22 protein-coding genes and 1 other annotated feature are annotated in these 24564 nt (G+C 39.4%); of the genes, 21 read left to right on the top strand and 1 reads right to left on the bottom strand.

The window, feature by feature from the left end:
- Positions 1–31: 31 nt before the first annotated feature.
- The 21 genes from pgeF (at position 32) to ACE199_RS01860 (ending at position 22732) form a co-directional block, all read left to right on the top strand.
- Entirely contained in the window at positions 32–853 is an 822-nt protein-coding gene (pgeF, locus tag ACE199_RS01760) for a peptidoglycan editing factor PgeF (protein ID WP_375348327.1), read from the top strand.
- Positions 854–860: 7 nt separating this feature from the next.
- Positions 861–1538 carry a YggS family pyridoxal phosphate-dependent enzyme gene (locus ACE199_RS01765; protein WP_375348328.1) on the top strand — a complete coding sequence of 226 codons (678 nt, stop codon included), beginning with the start codon at positions 861–863 and terminating at the stop codon, positions 1536–1538.
- A 12-nt stretch (positions 1539–1550) separates the two neighbouring features.
- A complete protein-coding gene (locus ACE199_RS01770; RefSeq protein WP_119116642.1) occupies positions 1551–2003 on the top strand; it encodes a cell division protein SepF in 453 nt (150 codons plus the stop codon).
- 6 nt (positions 2004–2009) lie between these two features.
- A complete protein-coding gene (locus ACE199_RS01775) occupies positions 2010–2273 on the top strand; it encodes a YggT family protein (protein WP_127759716.1) in 264 nt (87 codons plus the stop codon).
- A gap of 95 nt (positions 2274–2368) precedes the next feature.
- Complete coding sequence (locus ACE199_RS01780; protein ID WP_375348329.1) at positions 2369–3142, top strand: YlmH family RNA-binding protein; 774 nt, start codon at positions 2369–2371, stop codon at positions 3140–3142.
- Positions 3143–3215: 73 nt separating this feature from the next.
- Positions 3216–3731 carry a DivIVA domain-containing protein gene (locus ACE199_RS01785; RefSeq protein ID WP_127759718.1) on the top strand — a complete coding sequence of 172 codons (516 nt, stop codon included), beginning with the start codon at positions 3216–3218 and terminating at the stop codon, positions 3729–3731.
- Positions 3732–3795: 64 nt separating this feature from the next.
- Positions 3796–4040 (top strand) — a binding site (T-box leader).
- Between the two features lie 77 nt (positions 4041–4117).
- Positions 4118–6886 carry an isoleucine--tRNA ligase gene (gene ileS / locus ACE199_RS01790; RefSeq protein ID WP_375348330.1) on the top strand — a complete coding sequence of 923 codons (2769 nt, stop codon included), beginning with the start codon at positions 4118–4120 and terminating at the stop codon, positions 6884–6886.
- Positions 6887–7027: 141 nt separating this feature from the next.
- The gene (locus ACE199_RS01795; protein ID WP_375348331.1) at positions 7028–7684 is read left to right on the top strand and encodes a DUF975 family protein; all 657 of its coding nucleotides are present in this window, start codon (positions 7028–7030) and stop codon (positions 7682–7684) included.
- Positions 7685–7922: 238 nt separating this feature from the next.
- Complete coding sequence (lspA, locus tag ACE199_RS01800) at positions 7923–8393, top strand: signal peptidase II (RefSeq protein ID WP_252289922.1); 471 nt, start codon at positions 7923–7925, stop codon at positions 8391–8393.
- The gene (locus ACE199_RS01805) at positions 8386–9300 is read left to right on the top strand and encodes an RluA family pseudouridine synthase (protein WP_375348332.1); all 915 of its coding nucleotides are present in this window, start codon (positions 8386–8388) and stop codon (positions 9298–9300) included. Before lspA ends, ACE199_RS01805 begins: the two co-directional genes overlap by 8 nt.
- A 182-nt stretch (positions 9301–9482) precedes the next feature.
- Positions 9483–10040, top strand: a complete 558-nt coding sequence (gene pyrR / locus ACE199_RS01810; protein ID WP_252294159.1) for a bifunctional pyr operon transcriptional regulator/uracil phosphoribosyltransferase PyrR — start codon at positions 9483–9485, stop codon at positions 10038–10040.
- Between the two features lie 170 nt (positions 10041–10210).
- On the top strand, positions 10211–11512 hold the full coding sequence (locus ACE199_RS01815; RefSeq protein WP_375348333.1) for a solute carrier family 23 protein: 1302 nt from the start codon (positions 10211–10213) through the stop codon (positions 11510–11512).
- Positions 11513–11715: 203 nt separating this feature from the next.
- Positions 11716–12648, top strand: a complete 933-nt coding sequence (locus ACE199_RS01820; RefSeq protein ID WP_375348334.1) for an aspartate carbamoyltransferase catalytic subunit — start codon at positions 11716–11718, stop codon at positions 12646–12648.
- Complete coding sequence (locus ACE199_RS01825; protein WP_375348336.1) at positions 12611–13891, top strand: dihydroorotase; 1281 nt, start codon at positions 12611–12613, stop codon at positions 13889–13891. Before ACE199_RS01820 ends, ACE199_RS01825 begins: the two co-directional genes overlap by 38 nt.
- On the top strand, positions 13891–14973 hold the full coding sequence (locus ACE199_RS01830) for a carbamoyl phosphate synthase small subunit (protein ID WP_252294166.1): 1083 nt from the start codon (positions 13891–13893) through the stop codon (positions 14971–14973). Before ACE199_RS01825 ends, ACE199_RS01830 begins: the two co-directional genes overlap by 1 nt.
- Before the next feature lies 1 nt (position 14974).
- A complete protein-coding gene (gene carB / locus ACE199_RS01835; protein WP_252283261.1) occupies positions 14975–18184 on the top strand; it encodes a carbamoyl-phosphate synthase large subunit in 3210 nt (1069 codons plus the stop codon).
- Positions 18181–18951, top strand: a complete 771-nt coding sequence (locus ACE199_RS01840; RefSeq protein WP_375348337.1) for a dihydroorotate dehydrogenase electron transfer subunit — start codon at positions 18181–18183, stop codon at positions 18949–18951. The genes carB and ACE199_RS01840 overlap by 4 nt, the downstream gene beginning before the upstream one ends.
- 5 nt (positions 18952–18956) lie before the next feature.
- Positions 18957–19859 (top strand): dihydroorotate dehydrogenase, encoded by a 903-nt coding sequence (locus ACE199_RS01845; protein ID WP_375348607.1) that lies wholly within the window; start codon positions 18957–18959, stop codon positions 19857–19859.
- Between the two features lies 1 nt (position 19860).
- Entirely contained in the window at positions 19861–20577 is a 717-nt protein-coding gene (gene pyrF, locus ACE199_RS01850) for an orotidine-5'-phosphate decarboxylase (RefSeq protein ID WP_375348338.1), read from the top strand.
- Positions 20571–21206 carry an orotate phosphoribosyltransferase gene (gene pyrE, locus ACE199_RS01855; protein WP_127759731.1) on the top strand — a complete coding sequence of 212 codons (636 nt, stop codon included), beginning with the start codon at positions 20571–20573 and terminating at the stop codon, positions 21204–21206. The genes pyrF and pyrE overlap by 7 nt, the downstream gene beginning before the upstream one ends.
- Positions 21207–21433: 227 nt before the next feature.
- Positions 21434–22732 carry a Ppx/GppA phosphatase family protein gene (locus tag ACE199_RS01860; RefSeq protein WP_375348339.1) on the top strand — a complete coding sequence of 433 codons (1299 nt, stop codon included), beginning with the start codon at positions 21434–21436 and terminating at the stop codon, positions 22730–22732.
- Positions 22733–22798: 66 nt separating this feature from the next.
- Here ACE199_RS01860 and ACE199_RS01865 read toward each other — a convergent pair whose 3' ends face one another.
- Complete coding sequence (locus tag ACE199_RS01865) at positions 22799–24514, bottom strand: Rqc2 family fibronectin-binding protein (RefSeq protein WP_375348340.1); 1716 nt, start codon at positions 24512–24514, stop codon at positions 22799–22801.
- Positions 24515–24564: the final 50 nt, after the last annotated feature.

Genomic DNA, 24564 nt, shown 5'->3' on the forward strand with positions numbered 1-24564 from the left:
ACACTAAATAAAAAATAATGAGGAATAATATATGCGAGAACCATTTACTTTAATCAAAGATCGATATTTGCTTATTGACTCATGGACTAAAAAAGATTCTAACCTTGTTGCAGGGTTTACGACGAAAAATGGCGGAGTGAGTCAAAAAGAGTATCAAACGCTAAATATTGGCTTTCACGTTGATGATCGTCTCGTAGATGTGCAGGCCAATCGCCGTCTTTTGGCAGAGGATCTTTCATTTTCATTGAATTGTTGGGTTGGTGCAGAGCAAACGCATGAAACCTGTATTCAACGAATCGGTCGTTCAGATGTAGGCAGAGGAGCGATCGAATATGAATCTAGCTTCAAAAGGACAGACGGTTTTTATACATCGGAGAAAAATATATTGCTGACTCTCTGTTATGCGGATTGTGTGCCATTATTGTTTTATGCACCGAAACAAGGCTTTATCGGAGCAGCACATGCTGGGTGGAAAGGGACGGTTGGTGAAATCGCCGGTAAAATGATTAAAGCTTGGCAAGGAGAGGGGATATCAGCAAACGAAATCTTTGTTGTGATTGGACCTTCGATTTGTTCAAATTGTTATATTGTAGATGATAAAGTTATCCACCGTGTGCAAAAATTGCTGGAAGAATATGACGAAAAGCCATATAATTTAATCAGTGAAGGACAGTATCAATTAGATTTGAAGCATTTAAACGCTATCATATTAGAAAAATCCGGAGTTCCAAAACATCAGATAGATATATCAACCTATTGTACAAGCTGTCATGATGATTTATTTTATTCACATCGACGTGATAAAGGACGTACAGGTCGTTTGATGAGCTTTATTGGTTGGAAGGAGGAGTAACGTAGTTGTGAAAGTTGCAGATAAATTAGTACACATCGAAGAACAAATACAAGAGGCATGCGCGCGTAGCAACAGGAAACGTGAGGAGGTTACGCTAATTGCTGTTACGAAATATGTAACAACAGAGCGGGCAAAGGAAGCTCTCGAAGCGGGAATTGAGGACTTAGGAGAAAACCGTGACGAAGGGCTTTTAACTAAATATGAAGTATTACAGGACAGGCCTAATTGGCACTATATAGGATCATTACAAACACGTAAAGTGAAGATTGTTATTGATAAAATTGCCTATATTCATTCATTGGATAGAATTTCTTTAGCAGCAGAGATTCAAAAACGAGCAAATGAACCGATAAAATGTTTAGTACAGGTAAATGTTTCTGGTGAAGAATCTAAACATGGACTTAAACCGAGTGAAGTGCTCCCATTTATTCAAGAATTAGCGGAGTATGATCAAATCATTGTAGCTGGGTTGATGACAATGGCACCGCTAACAGATGATGAGCAAGTATTGCGAACATGCTTCCGAGGACTTAAAGAACTTCAAATGCAGATTCAGGGGGCTGACATTGATTATGCACCGTGTACGGAGTTATCAATGGGAATGTCTAATGATTTTGTCATTGCGATTGAAGAGGGAGCAACGATGATTCGAATAGGTACTGCATTGGTAGGCGAAGAATCTTAAGGAGGTACGCGAATGTCGATTGTATCAAAATTCAAATCTTATTTTGCGTTAGATGATGAGTATGAGTATAAGGAAGAAGTGGTAGAGAAAGAGGTTGAAGAGCCAAAAGTGGTTAAGACCTCGAAGCCAGCTCCTGTTAATACATCGAATAATAATATCGTAAGTTTGCAAAGCGTACAAAAATCTTCTAAAGTAGTATTATTGGAACCTCGTGCTTATGCGGATGCACAGGAAGTAGCCGATCATTTAAATAATAAGCGAGCGGTTGTTGTGAATTTACAACGAATTCAGCGTGATCAAGGAAAGCGTATCGTTGATTTTCTAAGTGGTACCGTTTATGCAATTAATGGGGATATTCAAAAAATAGGGACAGATATTTTTTTATGTACTCCTGCTAACGTCGATGTTTCCGGAAACATTACTGGTTTCGGATTCGATGAGGAAGATGAGGAAACGAGGTGGTAGTATTTTATGGGGTTAATCTTAAGTTTATTTGTAACAATTATTGAAGTGTATTCTATCGCATTAATTATTTATATTTTAATGTCATGGTTCCCGAATGCTAGAGAATCAGCTGTCGGTCAGTTTTTTGCTAAAGTTTGTGAGCCGTATTTAGAACAGTTCCGCAAATTTATTCCACCGCTAGGAATGATTGATATTTCTCCAATCGTGGCGATACTTGTTTTAAATCTTGCGAAATCAGGCGTGTTTCAACTTGCTAATTGGATTAGCTGACAAGTGATGTACTCTTTAGAGTAAACGTGCGTAGTCTGCAATAAACGCATACAATTTTTACATTGTCAATCATGAACATACATAGGGAGTTGTACATGAGTATTTATCAACATTTTAGACCGGAGGAAAAGGAGTTTATCGATGGAGCTGCGAGTTGGATTCAACAAGTGAAGAACTCTTATGCACCGAAGCTTACAGACTTTCTTGATCCGCGTCAGCAGCAAATTGTCCTTTCTTTGTTAGGACGTGATGAGGATGTTAACTTGCAATTTTATGGTGGTGCTGATACGGTAGAACGTCGACGAGCGTTATTATTCCCAGACTACTTTTCCCCGGAATTGAGCGACTTTCAACTCAGTCTCTATGAAATCTCTTATCCTAAAAAATTTATTACACTTGAACATCGTCATGTACTTGGAACGCTTATGTCGCTCGGATTAAAGCGCGAAAAATTTGGTGATATTCTTATAAAAGATGACGAGGTTCAGTTTGTTGCGGCCCAAGAAATCGATACGTATTTAATGGCTAATCTTGAAAAGGTCGGAAAAGCAACAATAACGATTAAGAAACGCCCATTTTCACACATTATTCAAGTGGATGAGAATTGGGTGGAGCACTATTTAACTGTTAGCTCTTTAAGGCTTGATACGGTACTTGCAACGGCTTTGAATCTATCACGACAAAAGGCTCAGGTATTGATTGCGGCCGGTAAAGTGAAATTGAATTTTAAGCAAACGGAAAAAACTTCCGAGGACTGCCAAGTTGGAGATGTGATTTCGGTTAGAGGATTTGGTCGATGTAAAATGATTTCAATTGATGGGAAAACAAAAAAAGACAAGTGGAAAGTGCTAATCGGTAAGAAGAAATAATCGTTTAGTGAAAGGGATTTTATAGATATTTGTCGAATCATAGAGAGAAGAATTTGTTGTGGAGGTGCCCTTAATGCCCTTAACTCCGATGGATATACATAATCAAGAGTTTAGTAAAGTGTTTCGTGGGTATGATGAAGATGAGGTAAATGAATTTCTTGATCAAATTATTAAAGATTATGAGCTCGTTTTACGAGAAAAGAAAGAAATTGAACAAAAATTAGAAGAAACATACGAACGCCTAGGACATTTTACAAATATTGAAGGTACACTTAATAAATCGATTCTTGTTGCTCAAGAAGCAGCGGAAGAAGTGAAGCGTAATGCGCAAAAAGAAGCAAAATTGATTATTAAAGAAGCTGAAAAGAATGCGGATCGGATTGTCAACGATTCGTTACTTAAGGCGCGTAAAATAGCAGTTGAAATCGAAGAGCTCAAGAAGCAATCGAAAGTGTTCCGCATGCGCTTTAAAATGCTTGTCGAAGCACAGCTTGATTTATTAGATAATGAGGATTGGGATCACCTTCTTGAATATGAAGTAGATGCAACTGAAATTGAAATAAATGATGGAATGAAGGAAGAAAATTAAACGATTCCTTGACGAGTAGTACGTATTTCGCATATAATTTTTTAACAAAACCATTTAGATAATTAAGTAGACGATGACGGGGACAGTATATTTCTTCAAAATCTTATTTAAGCGATTCGGGGATGGTGAGAGCCCGGAAATAAGAGAAGAATAGAAGATCACCCTAGAGTTCCAAGTTGAACGCAATTTTGCTAGTAAACAAGGCGTTACATTCACGTTATGAATGCTCAAAGAGGATGGCTCTTGTTTTTTAGAAGAGTAATCTAACCAGGGTGGTACCGCGGGAATTCAAGCTTTCTCGTCCCTTTACTAGGGATGAGAAAGCTTTTTTATTTGTCCTGTCATTGTTTCAGAAAATTGTCTAAATACAGATGGAGGATATATACATGGATTATAAAGATACGTTATTGATGCCAAAAACAGAATTTCCGATGCGTGGGAATTTACCGAAGCGTGAACCGGAAATTCAAGCAAAATGGGAAGAAGTGAATATTTACAAACAAGTGCAACAGCATACAGAAGGACGCCCGTTATTTATCTTGCATGATGGCCCTCCTTATGCAAATGGCGATATTCATATGGGTCATGCGTTGAATAAAATTTTAAAAGATTTTATCGTTCGCTTTAAATCGATGAACGGTTTTCATGCCCCTTATGTACCAGGGTGGGATACGCACGGTTTACCAATTGAAACAGCATTAACGAAAAAAGGTGTAAAACGTAAAGAAATGAGCGTAGCTGAATTCCGCAAGCTTTGTGAAGAGTACGCTTATGAGCAAATTAATAATCAACGTGAACAATTTAAGCGTTTAGGTGTTCGTGGGGATTGGGAAAACCCGTATATTACATTAAAGCCAGAATATGAAGCACAACAAATTAAAGTGTTCGGTGATATGGCGAAAAAAGGTTATATCTATAAGGGGAAAAAACCTGTTTATTGGTCTCCTTCAAGTGAATCAGCGCTTGCTGAAGCGGAGATTGAGTATCAAGATAAACGTTCGGCTTCCATCTATGTTGCATTTGAAGTACGTGATGGAAAAGGGATTCTTGAAGAAGGTGTCAAAATTGTTATTTGGACAACAACGCCTTGGACAATGCCTGCTAACTTAGGAATTTCTGTTCATCCGCAATTGAAGTATGTTGTTGTTGAAGCTGCTGGTGAGAAATATTTAGTTGCCGAAGCGTTACTTGAAGCTGTAACGACGGCAATCGGTTGGGAAAACCCACAAGTCATTCAAACGGTAAAAGGTGCAGAGCTAGATCGTGTAGTAGCGAAACATCCACTATATGACCGCGATTCATTAGTGATGCTAGGTGAGCACGTTACAACAGATGCTGGTACAGGGTGTGTTCATACGGCACCAGGACACGGGGAAGATGACTTTATCGTTGGTCAAAAGTATGGTTTAGATGTTCTTTGTCCAGTAGATGAAAAAGGTGTTATGACAGAAGAAGCTGGTGAATTTGCAGGATTATTCTATGATGAAGCAAATAAACCAATTACAGAAAAATTAAAAGAAGCAGGGGCGTTGTTAAACTTAAGCTTTATCACGCATTCTTATCCACATGATTGGCGCACAAAGAAACCGACGATTTTCCGTGCAACGGCTCAATGGTTTGCCTCAATTAAAGACTTCCGTGAAGACCTGTTAACGGCGATTGCTGAAACGAAATGGGTGCCAGCGTGGGGAGAAACGCGTCTTTATAATATGGTTCGTGATCGTGGCGATTGGTGTATTTCTCGTCAACGCGCATGGGGTGTTCCGATTCCGGTGTTTTATGCGGAAAATGGTGAACCGATTATCACAGACGAAACGATTAATCATGTATCAGAATTATTCCGTGAGCATGGTTCAAACGTGTGGTTTGAGCGTGAAGCGAAAGACCTTCTTCCTGAAGGGTTTACGCATGAAGGCAGCCCAAATGGCGTATTTACAAAAGAAACAGATATTATGGATGTTTGGTTTGACTCTGGTTCTTCCCATCAAGCCGTTTTAGAGGAGCGCGATGAGCTGCAACGTCCAGCAGATTTATATTTAGAAGGCTCTGACCAATATCGTGGTTGGTTTAACTCTTCTCTTTCTACAGGGGTTGCAGTGACAGGCAAAGCACCATATAAAGGCGTATTAAGTCATGGATTTGCTTTAGATGGTGAAGGTCGTAAAATGAGTAAATCCGTTGGAAATGTTGTTATCCCGGCAAAAGTTATGAATCAGTTAGGTGCTGATATTTTACGTCTATGGGTAGCATCTGTAGATTATCAAGCGGACGTTCGTGTATCGGATGCTATTTTGAAACAAGTGGCGGAAGTATACCGTAAAATCCGTAATACATTCCGTTTCTTATTAGGAAACTTAGATGGTTTTAATCCAGAAACAGATAAAGTAGCGATCGCTGACTTACGTGAAGTCGATCAATATATGTTAGTGAAATTGAATAAATTAATTAAAAATACGAAACAAGCATATGACAACTATGAATTTGCGACAATTTATCATCTTATCAATAATTTCTGTACACAAGATTTAAGTTCATTCTATCTTGATTATGCGAAAGATATTTTATACTGTGAAGCACCGAATGGGCGAGATCGTTTAGCGATTCAAACAGTATTATACGAAGCATTAGTAAGCTTAACGAAACTTGTTTCACCAATTCTTTCTCATACAGCGGATGAAGTATGGGCGTTTATTCCAGGTGTAACAGAAGCGAGCGTTCAGTTGACATTAATGCCGGAAGAGCTGTCAATCGATGGAGCAGAAGCGATTGAAGAAAAATGGAATGTGTTTATGAACTTGCGTAATGATGTGTTAAAAGCATTGGAAGAAGCGCGTAATGAAAAAGTAATCGGTAAGTCGTTAAATGCGAAAGTATCAGTGTATGTGAAGGAAGATGTGAAAAACCTGCTTGCCAGCATTGAAGAAAACATGGAGCAATTATTCATCGTTTCACAATTCGAAGTAGCAGGTGATGTATCTGAAGCTCCTCAAGAGGCAGTTACACTAGAATATGCGGCAATTGTTGTTTCAAAAGCGAACGGTGAAACATGTGAGCGTTGCTGGAATGTGTCTGAAGCGGTTGGTGAAGTGGAAGAGCATGCAACATTATGTCCACGCTGTGCAACAGTTGTAAAAGAATATTATGTCAATCAATAATTTTTTAGAGAACTAGACCTTCTATCGGGTCTAGTTCTTTTTTTCAGCTTTTATTAAACAATATTTTTGAACGTGCTCTATTCTTTTTTTTCTCCTTTTTACATACTTTGTTATAGACAGACTTCGAGGAGGCGAATACAGATGAAAATTTCAGCTATTAAGCAACAAGCGAGAGGTGCCTTACAAGGAAATTGGGGACTTTGTGTTCTTCTTTCTTTTCTTACATTCTTGATTTTTACCATTGTTCCGAATGTTATATCCCTTCTGTTTGGTGGAGGATGGGAGGTAAGTGAGGGGTCAGCCGAGGTATCATGGCAAGCGAGTATAGCAAATATTATTGTGTCCTTTCTTTTGATTCCATTATCGGTTGCGGTGTATTGGTTTTATCTTTCGATTGCTCGTCTAGAAGGAGCTAGATTATCGCAAGTGTTTGCGATTTATGCTGATTGGAAAAAATCGTTGAAATTAATCGGAACGTCGATTGTAGTGAGCATTTTTATTTTTCTTTGGACCTTATTATTTATTATTCCAGGTATTATTAAACAATTTTCGTATTCCCAAACATTTTTCTTGTTAAAGGATCATCCGGAATATTCAATTTTAGAGGCCATTACGGAAAGTAAAGTGCGAATGAAAGGATATAAGTGGAAATATTTCTTGCTTCATTTAAGTTTTATCGGATGGGGGATTCTCTCTGTAATTACATTTGGAATCGGATTCTTATGGTTAATTCCTTATATTACAACATCAACAGCTACCTTTTATAATGAGTTGATTAAAACACAAGAGTCACAGTGACATAAAGTGAAACTTCCATCAGTGAGGGCCTTATTGCCCGTTAAGTGTGGAGTATAGTAATACGGAAAGGCGTTGTAGAGGACATATCTGCAACGTCTTTTTGTTGGTGGATAGAAAGGATAAGCGATTTGAGGGACTGACTAGAGTGTCTTGAGCTTTTCTCATTCACATTCGCCATGAAATCGTTGTTTATGCTACAATGCATAAGTAAAGATTGAATTAGTTTGGGGGAAGTGTGATGCGGTATTACGTAATTGCCCTTTTTGTAATTGTAATGGATCAGCTGACAAAATGGATGATTGTGAAAAAGATGGAGTATGGTGACAGCATTGAAGTAATTGAAAACCTTTTGTATATTACTTCACATAGAAATCGCGGGGCTGCATGGGGAATACTAGAAGGACAAATGTGGTTGTTCTATATAATTACAGTTGGTGTTGTAATTGCTCTTGTTTATTACATACAGAAAATGGCGAAGCAAAGCGTCTTAATCGGTGTTTCATTAGCTTTTATGCTCGGCGGGGCCATTGGGAATTTTATCGACCGCGTATTTCGTCAAGAGGTAGTTGATTTTGTACATACGTATATTTTTACCTATAGCTTCCCAATCTTTAATGTAGCAGATGCTGCGTTAACGATTGGAGTCGGACTACTTATTATTTACATGATATTAGAAGAAAAACTCGCTAAGGAGAAAAAAAATGGATAAATTGCAATACAGCATAGATGAAACACTACAAGGAGTACGGATTGATAAAGCGTTATCGACGTTAAATCAAGAAGGGTCACGCACACAAATTCAGCAGTGGATTAAAGAGCAGCATGTGCTCGTAAATGGAGCTGTTGTGAAAACTAATTATAAATGCAGTGCAGGAGACCTCGTTGAAATTACAATTCCAGAACTCGAGGAGCTAGATGTTGTTGCTGAACCGATGGATTTAGATATCTATTATGAAGATGCGGATGTACTAGTCGTTAATAAGCCAAGAGGGATGGTTGTGCATCCAGCGCCTGGACATCATTCCGGTACACTTGTAAATGGCTTAATGGCTCATTGTACAGACTTATCTGGTATTAATGGGGTGATGCGTCCTGGAATCGTTCATAGAATTGATAAAGATACATCTGGCTTACTTATGGTAGCCAAAAATGATGTAGCACATGAAAGCCTTGTACAGCAATTAGTAGATAAAACGGTGACGCGTAAATATCAAGCGGTTGTTCACGGGGTTATTCCTCATGATTATGGAACAATTGACGCACCAATTGGTCGTGATAAAAAAGATCGCCAAAGCATGACAGTTACAGAAGAGAATTCGAAGCATGCCGTTACTCATTTCCGTGTGATCGAGCGTTTTAAAGCTCATACATTAGTAGAATGTCAGCTTGAAACAGGAAGAACGCATCAAATTCGTGTTCATATGAAGTATATTGGTTTTCCGCTTGCGGGTGATCCAAAATATGGTCCGAAGAAAACGTTGAAGTTCAATGGACAAGTGCTTCATGCAGGGTTACTTGGATTTGTGCATCCTCGTACACAAGAATATTTAGAATTCGAGGCACCGCTTCCTCAAGATTTTGTTGAATTACTCGATTATTTACGAAAAAGTAATTGACAATACTACGCAAACGTTTTATTATAATAATAACTTAATGAACCTTTAACACAGTCCAGAGAGGCTGAGAAGGTAACGGAATGAGTAATGGGATAGGATTGCCTATTACGGATGTTACAAAATTCTCATGCCTTTTGAAGGTATGAGAATTTTTTTGTTAAAGTGTCCATCATATAAAATGGATGGAGGTGGCTAGTTTGAATGAAAAGGCAATCGTCCTTGACGAACAAGCTATACGCAGAGCGCTAACGAGAATTGCTCACCAAATTATTGAGAAAAACAAAGGGATTGAAAACTGTGTGTTAATAGGCATTCGCACACGTGGAATTTATTTGGCTAACCGCCTTGCTGAACGAATTCAGCAGATTGAAGGCAAAGCCATTCAAATTGGTGAAATCGATATTACCATGTATCGCGATGATTTGTCGAAGAAGACAACTGACGGTGAACCATTAGTAAAAGGTTCAGATATCAACGTGGATATTACGGATAAAACGGTGGTTTTAGTAGATGATGTGCTGTTTACAGGTCGAACAGTACGAGCAGCATTAGATGCTCTAGTTGATATTGGCAGACCTTCACAAATTCAACTCGCAGTTCTTGTTGATCGCGGTCATCGCGAATTGCCGATCCGCGCCGATTTCGTTGGGAAAAATGTACCTACATCTCAATCAGAGAAAATTTCTGTTACGTTAACAGAAATTGATGATATTGATCAAGTAAGTATACTAGAAAAATAAAATATTCCCTTTTAACAGGCAGTCCAGAGAGGCTGACAAAGGGGGTCACAATCTTAGAATGTGTACTCAGTGCATGCGATTGCACATTCTAGGTAACCCTCTTTGTAAATAAGCAAAGAGGGTTTTTTATGACATCAGAGATTGTTGCAGCATACTAGGAGGATTACATCATGAAAGAAACAAAAAGAGATGTCTTGTTAGATGTCGAGGATGTCCCGAAAGCAGGACAATGGATTACATTAAGTTTACAACATTTATTCGCGATGTTTGGAGCAACGGTTTTAGTGCCTGTCCTAGTAGGGCTTAGTCCAGCAGTTGCTTTAATATCAAGCGGTCTTGGAACATTAGCGTACTTATTAATTACAAGGGGACAAATTCCTGCTTATCTCGGATCTTCATTTGCTTTTATTACACCAATTCTTGCAGCGAAAGCATTAGGTGGACCAGAGGCAGCGATGATTGGCTGCTTTGCGGCCGGCTTATTGTATGGAGTTGTTGCTTTAATTATACAAAAAGTGGGTATTAGATGGTTAATGAACTTATTACCGCCGGTTGTTGTAGGACCCGTTATTATGGTCATTGGTTTAAGTTTAGCAGGTACAGCCGTAAAAATGGCGATGTACGAAGATTCAAGTGCCGAAGTACTTGTTTACAGTACAACTCATATTATGATTGCCCTTATTACTCTAATCACAATCATTTGTTGTAACGTATTTTTTAAAGGTTTTCTTAGCATCATTCCGATTTTGGTAGGGATTATTGTTGGATATGCTTGCTCTGTATATGCAGGAATCGTTGATTTTACTGGAATTAAAGAAGCAGAATGGATTGCAGCACCCGATCTGTTAATTCCATTTGTAACATACACACCGGTTTTCTCTTGGTCTGTGATTGCTATTATGATTCCAGTTGTCATCGTTACTTTATCCGAGCATATCGGACATCAAATGGTATTAAGTAAAGTAGTCGGTAGAAACTTCCTTGAAAAGCCAGGCTTACATCGTTCCATTTTAGGGGATGGTGCAGGGATTATGATCGGATCATTTATCGGAGGGCCTCCGCTTACATCTTACGGTGAAAACATCGGTGTGCTAACGATGACACGAGCATTTAGTGTGTATATCATCGGTGGTGCAGCTGTGACTGCTTTATTATTCGGCTTTGTTGGTAAAGTGTCAGCGGTTATTAGTTCAATTCCAGGAGCTGTTATGGGCGGAGTTTCAATCCTGTTATTTGGAATTATCGCTTCAAGTGGATTAAGAATGCTGATTGATCATAAAGTAGATTTTGACCAAAAACGTAACCTAATGATTGCTTCTGTCGTACTTGTTTTAGGAATCGGGGGCGCCTTTATTAACTTACCAGGTAATGTTCAATTATCGGGTATGGCTTTATCGGCTATCGTTGGAGTAGTCCTTAACCTTGTATTACCAGGTCGTGAAAAAAATAATGGTGACATGTTTGAACAATAATGTAATACTATAATAAGACGTAATAAAATAACTAACCACCTTTTAAAAGAAGTCCAGAGAGGCTTAAAAGGGTGTTCGCAGTAAAGACAGTAGGTAGATACTTTTTCTACCACGTCTTTCTAGCCCACACCCTGTCCTTAACTGGCGGGGTGTTTTTTGTATAAAACCCCCTGCCTCACAAAATTGTGGGAGGAGCAGGATCAATGAAAAGATTATTAACAATGAACGAGTTAACGATTTCTGAAATGGAGCATATTCTTGCAGAAGCCGAGCAGTTTGCCAACGGCGCAGTATGGAGACCACAGCAGCAAATGATGGTAGCTAATTTATTCTTTGAACCGAGCACACGTACAAAGTCAAGCTTTGAAATGGCTGAACGCAAACTAGGTTTAGAAGTGATTCCGTTTGATGCAGGTGCTTCAAGCGTGCTGAAAGGAGAAACACTCTATGATACAGCGAGAACATTAGAGTCTATCGGTGTTCAAGCTTTGGTGATTCGACATGAGCAAGATCATTATTTCGAGCAATTACTTGGGAAGCAGTTAAATATTCCAATTGTTAATGCAGGGGATGGCTGCGGACATCATCCAACTCAATCTTTGCTCGATTTATTGACCATTAAACAGGAATTTAATACATTCAAAGGATTAAAAATTGCGATAATTGGTGATATAACGCATAGTCGAGTGGCACGATCTAATGCGATTGCGCTTACGCGTCTCGGAGCGAAGGTTGTTTTCTCAGGCCCACCAGAATGGTTTGATGAAAACAGCGGTCTTGGGGAGTATGAAGCGATTGATCAAGCGATTGCGACAAGCGATGTAGTGATGTTGCTTAGAATTCAACACGAAAGACATGATTCCAACGCAGAAATCACTGATTACTTAACGCAATATGGATTGACAAAAGAGCGCGAGCAAATGATGAAGCCGCACGCGATTATTATGCATCCAGCACCAATCAACCGAGGTGTAGAAATTGATAGTGAATTAGTAGAATGCAGCCGCTCAAGAATTTTTAAGCAAATGCAAAATGGTGTATTTGTAAGAATGGCCGTATTGAAAAATGTACTTGAACAATTTGAAGGGGGAACTTTACATGAAAACAGTCATCAAAAATGGAGTATTACTCAATAATAATGAATTCAAGCAAGTCGATATAGAAATAGAAGGTAAACGCATTACAAAAATCGGAGAAAACTTGCCAACGGAAGGTTCGGAGGTTATTGATGCAAAAGGCTTGTTAGTTGCTCCAGGATTTGTTGATCTGCATGTTCATTTACGTGAGCCGGGTGGCGAGCATAAAGAAACAATTGCTACAGGAACGTTAGCCGCAGCAAGAGGAGGCTTTACAACAATAGCCGCTATGCCGAATACGAAGCCAGTTCCGGATTCTGTTGAAACACTAGAAGCATTAAATACAAAGATTGAAGAAACAGGACATGTGCGCGTACTACCGTATACGGCTATTACCGTTAATCAAGCAGGAGAAAAGCTTACAGATTTCGCAAGCTTAAAACTAAGCGGAGCATTTGCTTTCACAGATGATGGTGTAGGTGTACAAGAAGCAGGCATGATGCTTGAAGCGATGAAGCAGGCAGCAGCGCTTGATATGGCGGTTGTTGCACACTGTGAAGATAATAGTTTAATTAATGGCGGCTCTGTTCATGAAGGAAAGTTCTCCGCACAACAAGGCATTAACGGCATTCCGTCTGTATGCGAAGCTGTACATATCGCCCGCGACGTGTTGCTTGCTGAAGCAGCCGGATGTCATTACCATGTTTGTCACATTAGTACGAAAGAATCTGTACGTACAGTACGCGATGCGAAACGTGCAGGCATTCGTGTGACAGCTGAAGTAACACCGCATCACTTATTATTATGTGAAGATGACATTCCAGGGCTAGATACAAATTATAAAATGAATCCTCCGTTAAGAGGCGCTGACGATCAAGCAGCACTGATTGAAGGATTATTAGATGGAACAATCGATTTTATTGCAACGGATCATGCACCGCATACAGCAGAAGAAAAAGCACAAGGTATGCAAAAAGCACCGTTTGGAATCGTTGGTTTAGAAACAGCATTCCCGCTCCTTTATACACATCTTGTGAAAAAAGGCGTACTTACATTACAACAGCTTGTAGATTTCTTAACAGTAAAACCAGCTGAGAACTTTGCACTTCCATACGGGCAATTAAAAGAAGGCGCACTAGCGGATATTGTGTTACTCGATTTAGAAACAGAGCAAGAAATTAACGCAGAGGAATTTGCATCAAAAGGAAAAAATACACCATTTAACGGCATGAAATGTTTTGGATGGCCGGTATTAACAATAGCTGAAGGTAAGACAGCATGGCAAAAAGGAAGTGGACAGTGATGAAAAGACAACTTATTTTAGAAGATGGTACAGTGTTTATTGGTGAAGCATTTGGAAGTGATATTGATAAAATTGGAGAAGTTGTATTTAATACAGGGATGACAGGATATCAAGAAATTTTAACGGATCCTTCTTACTGTGGACAAATTGTCACATTAACATATCCGCTAATCGGGAATTATGGAATCAATCGTGATGACTTTGAATCAGTTTCTCCAGCAGTTGCAGGTTTTGTCGTGAAAGAAGCAGCTGAATTTCCATCTAACTGGCGTAACCAATTATCATTAGATGAGTTTTTGAAAAATAAAAATATTCCGGGAATCAGCGGAATCGATACGCGAAAACTAACAAGAATTATCCGTCAGCACGGTACGTTAAAAGGAGCGATTTGCAGCATTGAGAAAAATGCAGAAGAAATTATTTCGCAACTAAAAGCAACGGTATTGCCTGCTGATCAAGTAAAACGTGTGTCAACAAAATCAGCTTATTTTAGCCCAGGTCGCGGACCGCGTGTTGTGCTTGTGGATTACGGCATGAAGCACGGAATTTTACGTGAATTAAATAACAGAAATTGCGATGTGGTTGTTGTACCGTATAATGTAACAGCTGAAGAAGTGTTAAGCTTCCATCCGGATGGCATTATGCTTTCTAACGGACCTGGAGATCCAAAAACGGTAACACAAACGCTTGAGATGATTCAAACAGTTCAAAAAGAAGTGCCACTATTCGGAATTTGTTTAGGCCATCAATTGTTTGCTCTTGCGAATGGTGCAGATACAGAGAAATTAAAATTCGGTCATCGTGGATCGAATCACCCAGTTAAAGACTTACGCACAGGGAAAGTAAGCTTAACATCTCAAAACCATGGTTACACAGTAGATACAGAATCTGTTGCGAAGACAGAGTTAGAAATTACACATGTTGCGTTAAATGATGGAACGGTTGAAGGGCTTCGTCATAAACAGTATCCTGCGTTTACCGTACAGTACCATCCAGAAGCATCACCAGGACCAGAAGATGCAAACTACTTATTCGATGAATTTATGCAGATGATTGAAGCATCTAAGAAAGTGGGGATTTAATATGCCGAAACGTAATGATATTAAAAGCATTTTAGTGATTGGATCTGGCCCGATTATCATTGGCCAGGCAGCGGAATTTGATTATGCAGGTACACAAGCGTGTATCGCTTTAAAAGAAGAAGGATACCGTGTTATCCTTATTAACTCGAACCCGGCAACGATTATGACAGACAGTGAAATCGCAGATGCTGTGTATATTGAACCGATTACACTTGAGTTTGTAAGCAAAATTATTCGTAAAGAACGTCCAGATGCTCTTCTTCCAACACTTGGCGGTCAAACAGGACTGAACATGGCGGTTGAACTAGCAAACGCAGGAATTTTAGAAGAATGCAACGTGCAAATCCTCGGCACAAAGCTTGATGCGATTGAGCAAGCAGAGGATCGTGACTTATTCCGTACATTAATGAATGATTTAGGTGAACCTGTACCAGATAGTGACATCATTCACTCTTTAGAAGAAGCGTACGCGTTTGTTGAACGCATTGGATACCCAGTTATTGTTCGCCCAGCTTTTACGCTAGGTGGAACTGGCGGCGGAATTTGTGAAAACGAAGAACAGTTAATTGAAATCGTAGAGGGCGGTTTGAAAAGCAGTCCTGTACACCAATGCTTACTTGAAAAAAGTATCGCAGGTTTTAAAGAAATTGAATATGAAGTAATGCGTGATGCAAACGATAACGCAATTGTTGTGTGTAACATGGAAAACTTCGACCCAGTTGGTGTTCATACAGGGGATTCCATTGTCGCTGCACCGAGTCAAACGTTAAGTGACCGTGAGTATCAAATGCTTCGAAATACTTCTTTGAAAATTATTCGTGCTTTGAAAATTGAAGGTGGATGTAATGTTCAGCTAGCGCTTGATCCGAATAGCTACCAATATTATGTCATCGAAGTAAACCCGCGAGTAAGTCGCTCATCTGCACTTGCTTCAAAAGCAACAGGTTATCCAATCGCAAAATTGGCAGCCAAAATCGCAGTCGGTTTAACACTTGATGAAATGATGAATCCAGTTACCGGTAAAACGTATGCAAGTTTTGAACCGGCGCTTGACTATGTCGTGACAAAAATTCCACGCTGGCCATTTGATAAGTTTGAAAGTGCAAACCGTACGCTTGGTACGCAAATGAAGGCAACGGGAGAAGTTATGGCGATTGGCCGTACATTTGAAGAATCGATTTTAAAAGCCGTTCGTTCACTTGAAGCAGGTTTATATCACTTAGGATTAAACGTAGAAGAGCTAGAAGACGGCCTAATTGAAAAGCGAATTCGCATTGCAGGCGATGAGCGTCTATTCTATATCGGTGAAGCACTTCGCCGTGGCGTAACGATTGAAACGATTCATGAGTGGAGTCAAATTGATTTATTCTTCCTTCATAAGCTGAACAAAATTATCAACTTCGAACAACAAGTGAAAGAAGATCCATTTAATCCAGACGTATTAAGAAAAGCAAAAGAGTTTGGTTTTTCTGATAAAACGATTGCTCAATTAGCAGATGTGACAGAGTTACATGTATATGAAACAAGAAAACAATTAGGCATTGTTCCTGTCTATAAAATGGTTGATACATGTGCAGCGGAATTCGAATCAGAAACTCCTTACTTCTATGGCACATATGAAGATGAAAATGAATCGATTGTCACAGACAAGAAAAGCGTTGTTGTTCTAGGATCAGGTCCGATCCGTATTGGTCAAGGTGTTGAGTTTGACTATGCTACGGTTCATTCCGTATGGGCAATTAAAGAAGCAGGTTATGAAGCGATTATCATTAATAACAATCCAGAGACCGTATCAACAGACTTCAGTATTTCAGATAAACTGTACTTTGAACCGCTAACAATTGAAGACGTGATGCATGTCATTGACCTTGAGCAACCAGAAGGCGTTGTCGTTCAATTCGGTGGCCAAACAGCGATTAACTTGGCAGATCAATTAGTGGAACGAGGCGTGAAAATTCTCGGTACATCATTAGAAGATATTGATCGAGCGGAAAACCGTGATAAGTTTGAACATGCTCTGCACGAACTTAATATTCCACAACCAAAAGGAAAAACAGCAACATCTGTAGAAGAAGCCGTTGTGATTGCAAAAGAAATTGGCTATCCAGTATTAGTTCGTCCTTCTTACGTATTAGGTGGTCGTGCGATGGAAATTGTTTACTACGAGGAAGAACTTTTACATTATATGAAAAATGCAGTAAAAATTAATCCAGAACATCCAGTTCTTATTGACCGTTACTTAACAGGAAAAGAGATTGAAGTAGATGCGATTAGCGATGGTAAAACGGTCGTAATTCCAGGAATTATGGAGCATATTGAACGTGCGGGTGTTCACTCTGGGGATTCCATTGCTGTCTACCCAACACAAAGCTTAACAGCTCAGCAAAAAGAAACGATTGTTGATTATACAACACGTTTAGCCAAAGGCTTAAACATCATTGGTTTACTAAATATTCAATATGTTATTAGCCAAGGTGAAGTGTACGTGATCGAAGTAAATCCACGTTCTAGCCGTACGGTACCATTCTTAAGTAAGATTACGAATGTCCCAATGGCAAACTTAGCGACAAAAGTGATTTTAGGACATTCATTAGAAAGCTTTGGCTATGAAAATGGCTTGGTAGCAGAAAAAGCGGGTGTATATGTAAAAGTTCCAGTCTTCTCTTTCGCGAAATTAAGAAGAGTAGATATTACGCTCGGACCAGAAATGAAGTCAACGGGTGAAGTAATGGGGAAAGATCGTACACTTGAAAAAGCATTATACAAAGGCCTTGTTGCTTCTGGTATAAAAATTCAAGGTCACGGTTCCGTACTTTTAACCGTTTCTAATAAAGATAAAGAAGAAGCTCTGCAATTAGCGCGACGCTTCCACAATATTGGCTTCAAATTAATTGCAACAAGCGGAACTGCAGCATCTATTACAGAAGCAGGTATTCCGGTTACAACGGTTGGTAAAATTGGTGAAGAAGGTAAAAACTTACTTGATGTAATTCGTAATGGGGAAGCTCAATTTGTGATCAACACGTTAACAAAAGGAAAACAACCAGAACGAGATGGCTTTAAAATTCGCCGTGAATCTGTTGAAAATGGTGTACCTTGCTTAACGTCACTTGATACGGCAGAAGCAATACTACGAGTGATTGAATCGATGACATTCTCTGCAGAAGCGATGGAGAAATCAGAAAAAAGTCGTGAGGTGAGCTTTTCATGATTGTAAAGGAAACGATGAAGGTCTTGTCACATAAAGAATTGGCGCCAGCTATCTTTGAGTTGACTTTACAAGGACAATTAGTCGAAGAAATGAAACAACCTGGTCAATTTGTCCATGTAAAAACGAGCGATGGTCTGGATCCGTTATTAAGACGTCCGATCTCCATCTGTTCCTTTAATCAACATGAACAGTCCTTTACGATGATTTATCGTGCAGGAGGGAAGGGTACGAAGTTGCTTTCTAAAAAAACAGAAGCTGAAACAGTGGACGTACTTGGACCATTAGGAAATGGCTTCCCAGTTGATGCAGTAGAAAGCGGTGAGACAGCGCTGTTAGTAGGCGGAGGAATTGGTGTTCCTCCTCTCTACCAGCTTTCGCAAATGCTTGTAGCTAAAGGTGTTCAAGTGATTCATGTGCTTGGCTTTGAAACAAAATCAGCCGTGTTTTATGAGCGTGAGTTTGCCGCTTTAGGGGAAACCTATATTGCTACAGTCGATGGATCACATGGTACAAAAGGGTTTGTAACGGATGTGATGAAAGATTTAGCTGATTCCTATAAAGCGATTTACTCTTGCGGTCCAACACCGATGTTAAAAGCGTTAGAAACGGGATATTCGGACAAGCCTCTCTATCTGTCATTAGAAGAAAGAATGGGCTGCGGAGTCGGTGCTTGCTTTGCTTGTGTTTGTCACAGTGGGGAAGGATCTTCTTATAAAAAAATATGTAGTGACGGACCGGTTTTCCGTGCTGGAGAGGTGATACTGTGAGCAAACTGTCAATTGAATTACCAGGTCTTTCATTAAAAAATCCAATTATGCCAGCATCAGGCTGCTTTGGTTTTGGCCGTGAATACAGCCAATTTTACGATTTAAGTAAGCTTGGTGCAATCATGATTAAGGCAACAACACCTGAGCCAAGATTCGGTAATCCAACGCCGCGGGTTGCGGAAACAGATGCTGGAATGTTGAATGCAATCGGTTTACAAAATCCTGGTCTGAAAAAAGTCATTTCAGAGGAATTAACATGGCTAAGTAACCATGATGTGCCGATTATTGCGAATATTGCTGGTTCACAGATAGAAGATTATGTGGAAGTAGCGCGTGAAATTAGTCAAGCATCTAATGTACATGCACTTGAATTAAATATTTCCTGCCCGAACGTAAAAGAAGGCGGGATTACTTTCGGAACGGATCCAGAAGTAGCAAAAAAAGTAACAAAAGCGGTGAAAGACGTTTCAAGTGTTCCGGTGTACGTGAAGCTATCTCCAAATGTAACGAATATCGTTGAAATGGCGAAAGCAGTCGAGGCGGGCGGTGCTGATGGTTTAACGATGATTAATACATTAGTCGGCATGCGTCTGCACTTAAAAACAGGTAAACCGATTATTGCGAATAGAACAGGCGGCTTATCAGGCCCAGCGATTAAACCAGTTGCTCTTCGCATGATCTATGAAGTAAGTCAGCAAACCTCTCTACCGATTATTGGTATGGGCGGCATTACGAATGCTGAAGATGTGATTGAGTTTTTCTATGCGGGAGCAAGTGCAGTGGCAGTTGGTACAGCAAACTTTGTTGATCCATTTGTTTGTCCAACGATTATCGATGAGCTTCCAGCGCTCCTTGATGAGCTTGGCTTTGATCATATTTCACAATGTACGGGAAGGAGCTGGAAATAAGATGAATAACTCGCTGATTATTGCGCTTGATTTTCCTAATCTAGAAGAAACGAAAAAGTTCTTACAGCCTTTCGGTTCCGAAAAATTGTTCGTGAAAGTCGGTATGGAGCTTTTTTATCAAAATGGTCCAGCGATGGTTTCATATTTAAAAGAGCAAGGACATGATGTGTTTCTTGACTTGAAGCTTCATGATATTCCGAATACAGTGAAAATGGCGATGAAAGGTCTTGCTAGCTTAGGAGCGGACTTGGTCAATGTTCATGCCGCTGGCGGCCAAAAAATGATGGAAGCAGCACTAGAAGGTTTAGATGCTGGGACTACAGGCGGTCAAAAACGACCGCTATGTATTGCGGTTACGCAATTAACAAGTACAACAGAAGAGCAAATGAATAAAGAACAGAATATCCTTGGTTCACTTGAGGATGCTGTCCTGCATTATGCGTCTCTTACAAATGCAGCAGGACTGGATGGTGTGGTTTGTTCCACTCATGAAGTGAAGCGAATCCATGAAGTGATTGGTTCACAATTTTTAACGGTAACGCCTGGTATCCGTAATGCAACAGGAGCTACGCACGATCAAGCGCGCGTTGCGACACCAGCACTAGCAAGAGAGCTCGGTTCAGATTTCATTGTTGTGGGTCGAGCGATTACGAAAGCTGATAACCCATTACAATCCTATTTATCGATGAAGAATGCTTGGGAGGGAATTTCATGTTAAAACAAACTATTGCACAACATCTATTAGAAATTAAAGCGGTGTACTTACAGCCGAATGATCCTTTCACATGGTCTTCAGGAATGAAGGCACCGATTTATTGCGACAATCGCTTAACGCTTTCTTATCCAACTATTCGTCAAGATATCGCTCGCGGTTTGCAGCAATTAATTGAAGAGCATTTTCCTGGTACGGAATTAGTTGCCGGAACAGCAACAGCAGGAATTGCCCATGCAGCATGGGTGAGTGATTTAATGAATCTCCCAATGTGCTATGTTCGCTCGAAAGCAAAAGAGCACGGCAAAGGGAATCAAATTGAAGGCAGCGCAAAGCCAGGTCAAAAAGTTGTTGTTGTAGAAGACCTTATTTCGACAGGCGGCAGTGCGATTACAGCTGCACAAGCACTAAGAGAAGCTGGCTGTGATGTACTTGGTATTGTTTCGATCTTTACATATGAGCTCGAAAAAGGAAAAGAAAAACTAGCAGCTGAAGGGTTAGTTTCTCATTCGATCAGCGATTATTCGACACTTGTACAAGTAGCGAAAGAAAAAGGCTATATTAATGAAGGCGAACTGCAAAAGCTAACGAAATGGCGTGAAAATCCAGAAGATCCTTCTTGGATTGATGCTTAAAAGAAAAAGAATGTCCTACCGTATTAAAAACGGTAGGGCGTTTTTTTATTATTTTGGTTCTGTTAAAAATCGTATACATCAACACGTTAACATAGCCATCATTTTAAGAATCTTAACGAAATTTTTAATAAAATGAAATGCTAGCCTAACGTAAGAGAAAGAGAAGTAGTGTATAATAACGTAAGCGAATTTGTCTTAATTTGTAATAATGGTTAAGGAGGATTGGTATGGAACGGATAGCGGTCATTGATATAGGCTCGAACTCCTTTCATATGATTATTTGTGAAGTCAGTGGGAACTATTTTAATCCCGTTAAAATCGTCAATGATAACGATTATAAGGCTTATGTTCGTTTGGGGGCTAATTTACAACAAGGGGATTACATAAAGCTAGAAAAGATTCAGGAAATTATGACGGTTTTAACTAGATTTCAGCATGTAACGATTCGCAACAAAGTGAGCAAAATCTTTTGTGTAGCAACAGAGGCTTTACGTCGTGCGGCTAATGGACAGGAAATTATTCAATTAATAAAAGAACAAATCGGAATTGAAGTTGAGTTGATCTCCGGTCAACAAGAAGCGTATCTAGGATACTATAGCATTGTTAATAGTTTCGCACTCGACAATTATTTAATGGTTGATATTGGCGGGAGCAGTACAGAACTTGTGTATGTTAGTAATCGAGAAATGAAACAATCAATTAGCTTACCAGTTGGTTCATTAAATATTTGTGACCGATTCCAATCTACGAATACGATTGACGATCAGCTTGGTATGGAAATGACTCAATCTTTTACAGCGATGCTGGACTGTGTTGAATGGCTAAAGGACATAGAAATTGATGCGATCATTGGTGTTGGCGGAACGATGCGAACCATTGGAAAGTATGATCGTGCGAAAAAACATTATCCGTTGCCGATTCAGCATAATTATTCGTTAACCTTTGAACGCGTTCAAGCTATTTTTGGAGAGCTGCGAACGTTAACAGAACAGGAACGTTTAGAGGTAGAGGAGCTCCCTAAGAAGCGAGCAGCCATCTTTCCGAGTGCTTTATTATTCGTTGTAACGATTATGGATTATGTACAGAATAAACAACTTATTTTAAGTAAGCATGGGTTAAGAGAAGGCGTTGTGTGGGATTATCTATTACATGGAAAAGTATGTGAGAATATTTTAGAGCGTGATATTGAACAGCTTTTGAATGAGCATGCTCTTTCCGAGCTCTATCAGCAACGTTTGACAGAGGTGTTTGCTGCGTGTCAGTCGATGTTAACTACTGAAGAGGTCGATGTGATAAAGCTTGCCACGCTCTTTAATTTGAAAAAACAGTACTCTGATGGAAAGCAGACTAAGAAATTTTTGAAATACTTATTCTCACGCGGCATATTTGGAATGACTCATCAGCAAATGATGATGGCGCTGTTGATTGCTGGTTATAACGTGGACGATAAGTATAAGAGGATTTTGACTGATAGTGACCATGCATTTGTTTTGCACATGAAGTCATTGAATTTGTTTAGAGAATAAAAGAATGTATAGGCTGTTTTACAACGTTTGAATGAGAAAGAACGTTGTAAAACAGCCTCTTACGTATTATTCATTATTTTTTAATTGAATGACGATTTCTTCGTCTGGTGTAACAAACAGGGTTTGCTGCTGTTCATAAATGACGAAGCCAGGTTTTGCGCCGCTTGGTTTTTTTACATGACGCACCTTCGTATAATCAACGGGGACAGAGCTTGATTGTCGGGCTTTACTATAATAAGCGGCTAAAATAGCGGCTTCTGTAATCGTTTGTTCACTCGGTGCTTCGTTGCGAATGACAACATGTGAACCAGGAATGTCTTTCGTATGAAGCCATATTTCATCGCGACGGGCAAATTTATTCGTTAAGTAATCGTTTTGTTTATTGTTTTTTCCAACGAAAATAATATCTCCGTTTGTAGAGTGATATGTTTCAAGCTGCGGTTTGGCATTAGCTGGTTTTTTCATGCCTTTTTTTTGTTTTTGGCGTAAGTAGCCTTCTTCTTGCAACTCCTCACGAATTTCTTCTAAATCCTTTGGTGAAGCGGATTGTAGCTGCTGCTGCAACGTTTCAAAGTAGTGTAATTCCTCTTTTGTTTTTTCAATTTGTTCCTGGACAATGGCGACCGCATTTTTTGCTTTTTGATATTTTGAAAAATAATGCTGGGCGTTTTCTGTCGGTGTTTTTTGTGGATTAAGTGGAATAACGACGGTGCTTTCATTTTCATCATAATAATTGACGACTTCAATTTCTGTTAGTCCCTTTGTCATTTGATATAAATTCACGGTTAGTAATTCGCCATATAATTGATATTGCTCGCTGCGTTCGGTTTCTTGTAAAGTTCGCTCAAGCTTTCCAATTTTTTTTCGGTTTTTTTCCACCTCATTTGTGATAAATCGTTCAAGGTCATGCCCTTGCTGCTTAACACGATCACGCTCAGCCTTACCAAAATAAAAACGATCGAGCATTTGGCTGAGCGATGAGAAAGATTTAGCCTCGCCGGAAAGATGCTGTAAAGGAAGCATATAAAACACGTCTTTTTTTCCATCCGATATCATAGTAGGTATGTACTCTTGCTTAGAAAGTGTATGGATTAATGCAAGAAAAGCTCCTGGCAATGTGTCCGAATTAGCAAGTCCAGCGAGATGAACGGCTTCTTTAGCGAATAAAGGAGAGACTCCAGCAAACTGTTGCACAAGCTGACGATCTAATTTGCCTGCATTGAAATCTAGTTGTTTTACGATATCTTCTGTAGAAGCAGTAAATGGGTTTTGTTTGTGCTGTGCAGGAGGGAGCTTATACTCTTGCCCTGGCAAAATAGCGCGGTGACTATTCACTGCATAGGATACATGTTTAATACTATCGAGAATCATATTTCGTTCTTGATCAACTAAAATAATGTTGCTGTGGCGACCCATAATCTCAATCATTAATTGTTTTTGAGATAAATCGCCGAGTTCGTTACGTCCTTTTACATCCAAAATAATGATTCGGTCTAATTCATGTTGACGAATATCCTCAATCGTAAATCCTTCAAGATGCTTTCTGAGCAGCATGCAAAACATGGGCGGTTCTTTGGGATTCTCATAATCTTCTTCTGTTAGTTGAACTCTTGCATAGCTTGGATGAGCAGAGAGTAATAATTTGAAATTTTTCTTGCCTGCTCGAATCACTAAAATTAATTCATTTTTATAAGGCTGATGCACTTTATTAATACGGCCGCCTTTTAGTAAAGAAGCGATTTCTTCTGTCATCGCCTTTGTAAATAATCCGTCAAATGACATATATTCTACATCCTTTTTCAAATATTGAGTGAAGTAACTACTATCTTGTA

The organism is Peribacillus sp. Hz7 (genome assembly GCF_042136355.1).
In the GTDB taxonomy this organism is placed as follows: domain Bacteria; phylum Bacillota; class Bacilli; order Bacillales; family DSM-1321; genus Peribacillus; species Peribacillus asahii_A.

Bases quoted from the DNA above. Each gene is read 5' to 3' on its own strand.
- ACE199_RS01770 (WP_119116642.1), top strand. From the start codon at position 1,551: ATGTCGATTGTATCAAAATTCAAATCTTATTTTGCGTTAGATGATGAG.
- ACE199_RS01780 (WP_375348329.1), top strand. From the start codon at position 2,369: ATGAGTATTTATCAACATTTTAGACCGGAGGAAAAGGAGTTTATCGAT.
- ACE199_RS01820 (WP_375348334.1), top strand. From the start codon at position 11,716: ATGAAAAGATTATTAACAATGAACGAGTTAACGATTTCTGAAATGGAG.
- ACE199_RS01815 (WP_375348333.1), top strand. From the start codon at position 10,211: ATGAAAGAAACAAAAAGAGATGTCTTGTTAGATGTCGAGGATGTCCCG.
- pyrE (WP_127759731.1), top strand. From the start codon at position 20,571: ATGTTAAAACAAACTATTGCACAACATCTATTAGAAATTAAAGCGGTG.
- pyrR (WP_252294159.1), top strand. From the start codon at position 9,483: ATGGAGGTGGCTAGTTTGAATGAAAAGGCAATCGTCCTTGACGAACAA.
- ileS (WP_375348330.1), top strand. From the start codon at position 4,118: ATGGATTATAAAGATACGTTATTGATGCCAAAAACAGAATTTCCGATG.
- ACE199_RS01795 (WP_375348331.1), top strand. From the start codon at position 7,028: ATGAAAATTTCAGCTATTAAGCAACAAGCGAGAGGTGCCTTACAAGGA.
- pyrF (WP_375348338.1), top strand. From the start codon at position 19,861: ATGAATAACTCGCTGATTATTGCGCTTGATTTTCCTAATCTAGAAGAA.
- ACE199_RS01865 (WP_375348340.1), bottom strand. From the start codon at position 24,514: ATGTCATTTGACGGATTATTTACAAAGGCGATGACAGAAGAAATCGCT.
- ACE199_RS01805 (WP_375348332.1), top strand. From the start codon at position 8,386: ATGGATAAATTGCAATACAGCATAGATGAAACACTACAAGGAGTACGG.
- ACE199_RS01830 (WP_252294166.1), top strand. From the start codon at position 13,891: ATGAAAAGACAACTTATTTTAGAAGATGGTACAGTGTTTATTGGTGAA.
- ACE199_RS01860 (WP_375348339.1), top strand. From the start codon at position 21,434: ATGGAACGGATAGCGGTCATTGATATAGGCTCGAACTCCTTTCATATG.
- ACE199_RS01840 (WP_375348337.1), top strand. From the start codon at position 18,181: ATGATTGTAAAGGAAACGATGAAGGTCTTGTCACATAAAGAATTGGCG.
- ACE199_RS01785 (WP_127759718.1), top strand. From the start codon at position 3,216: ATGCCCTTAACTCCGATGGATATACATAATCAAGAGTTTAGTAAAGTG.
- pgeF (WP_375348327.1), top strand. From the start codon at position 32: ATGCGAGAACCATTTACTTTAATCAAAGATCGATATTTGCTTATTGAC.
- carB (WP_252283261.1), top strand. From the start codon at position 14,975: ATGCCGAAACGTAATGATATTAAAAGCATTTTAGTGATTGGATCTGGC.
- lspA (WP_252289922.1), top strand. From the start codon at position 7,923: ATGCGGTATTACGTAATTGCCCTTTTTGTAATTGTAATGGATCAGCTG.
- ACE199_RS01825 (WP_375348336.1), top strand. From the start codon at position 12,611: ATGAAAACAGTCATCAAAAATGGAGTATTACTCAATAATAATGAATTC.
- ACE199_RS01775 (WP_127759716.1), top strand. From the start codon at position 2,010: ATGGGGTTAATCTTAAGTTTATTTGTAACAATTATTGAAGTGTATTCT.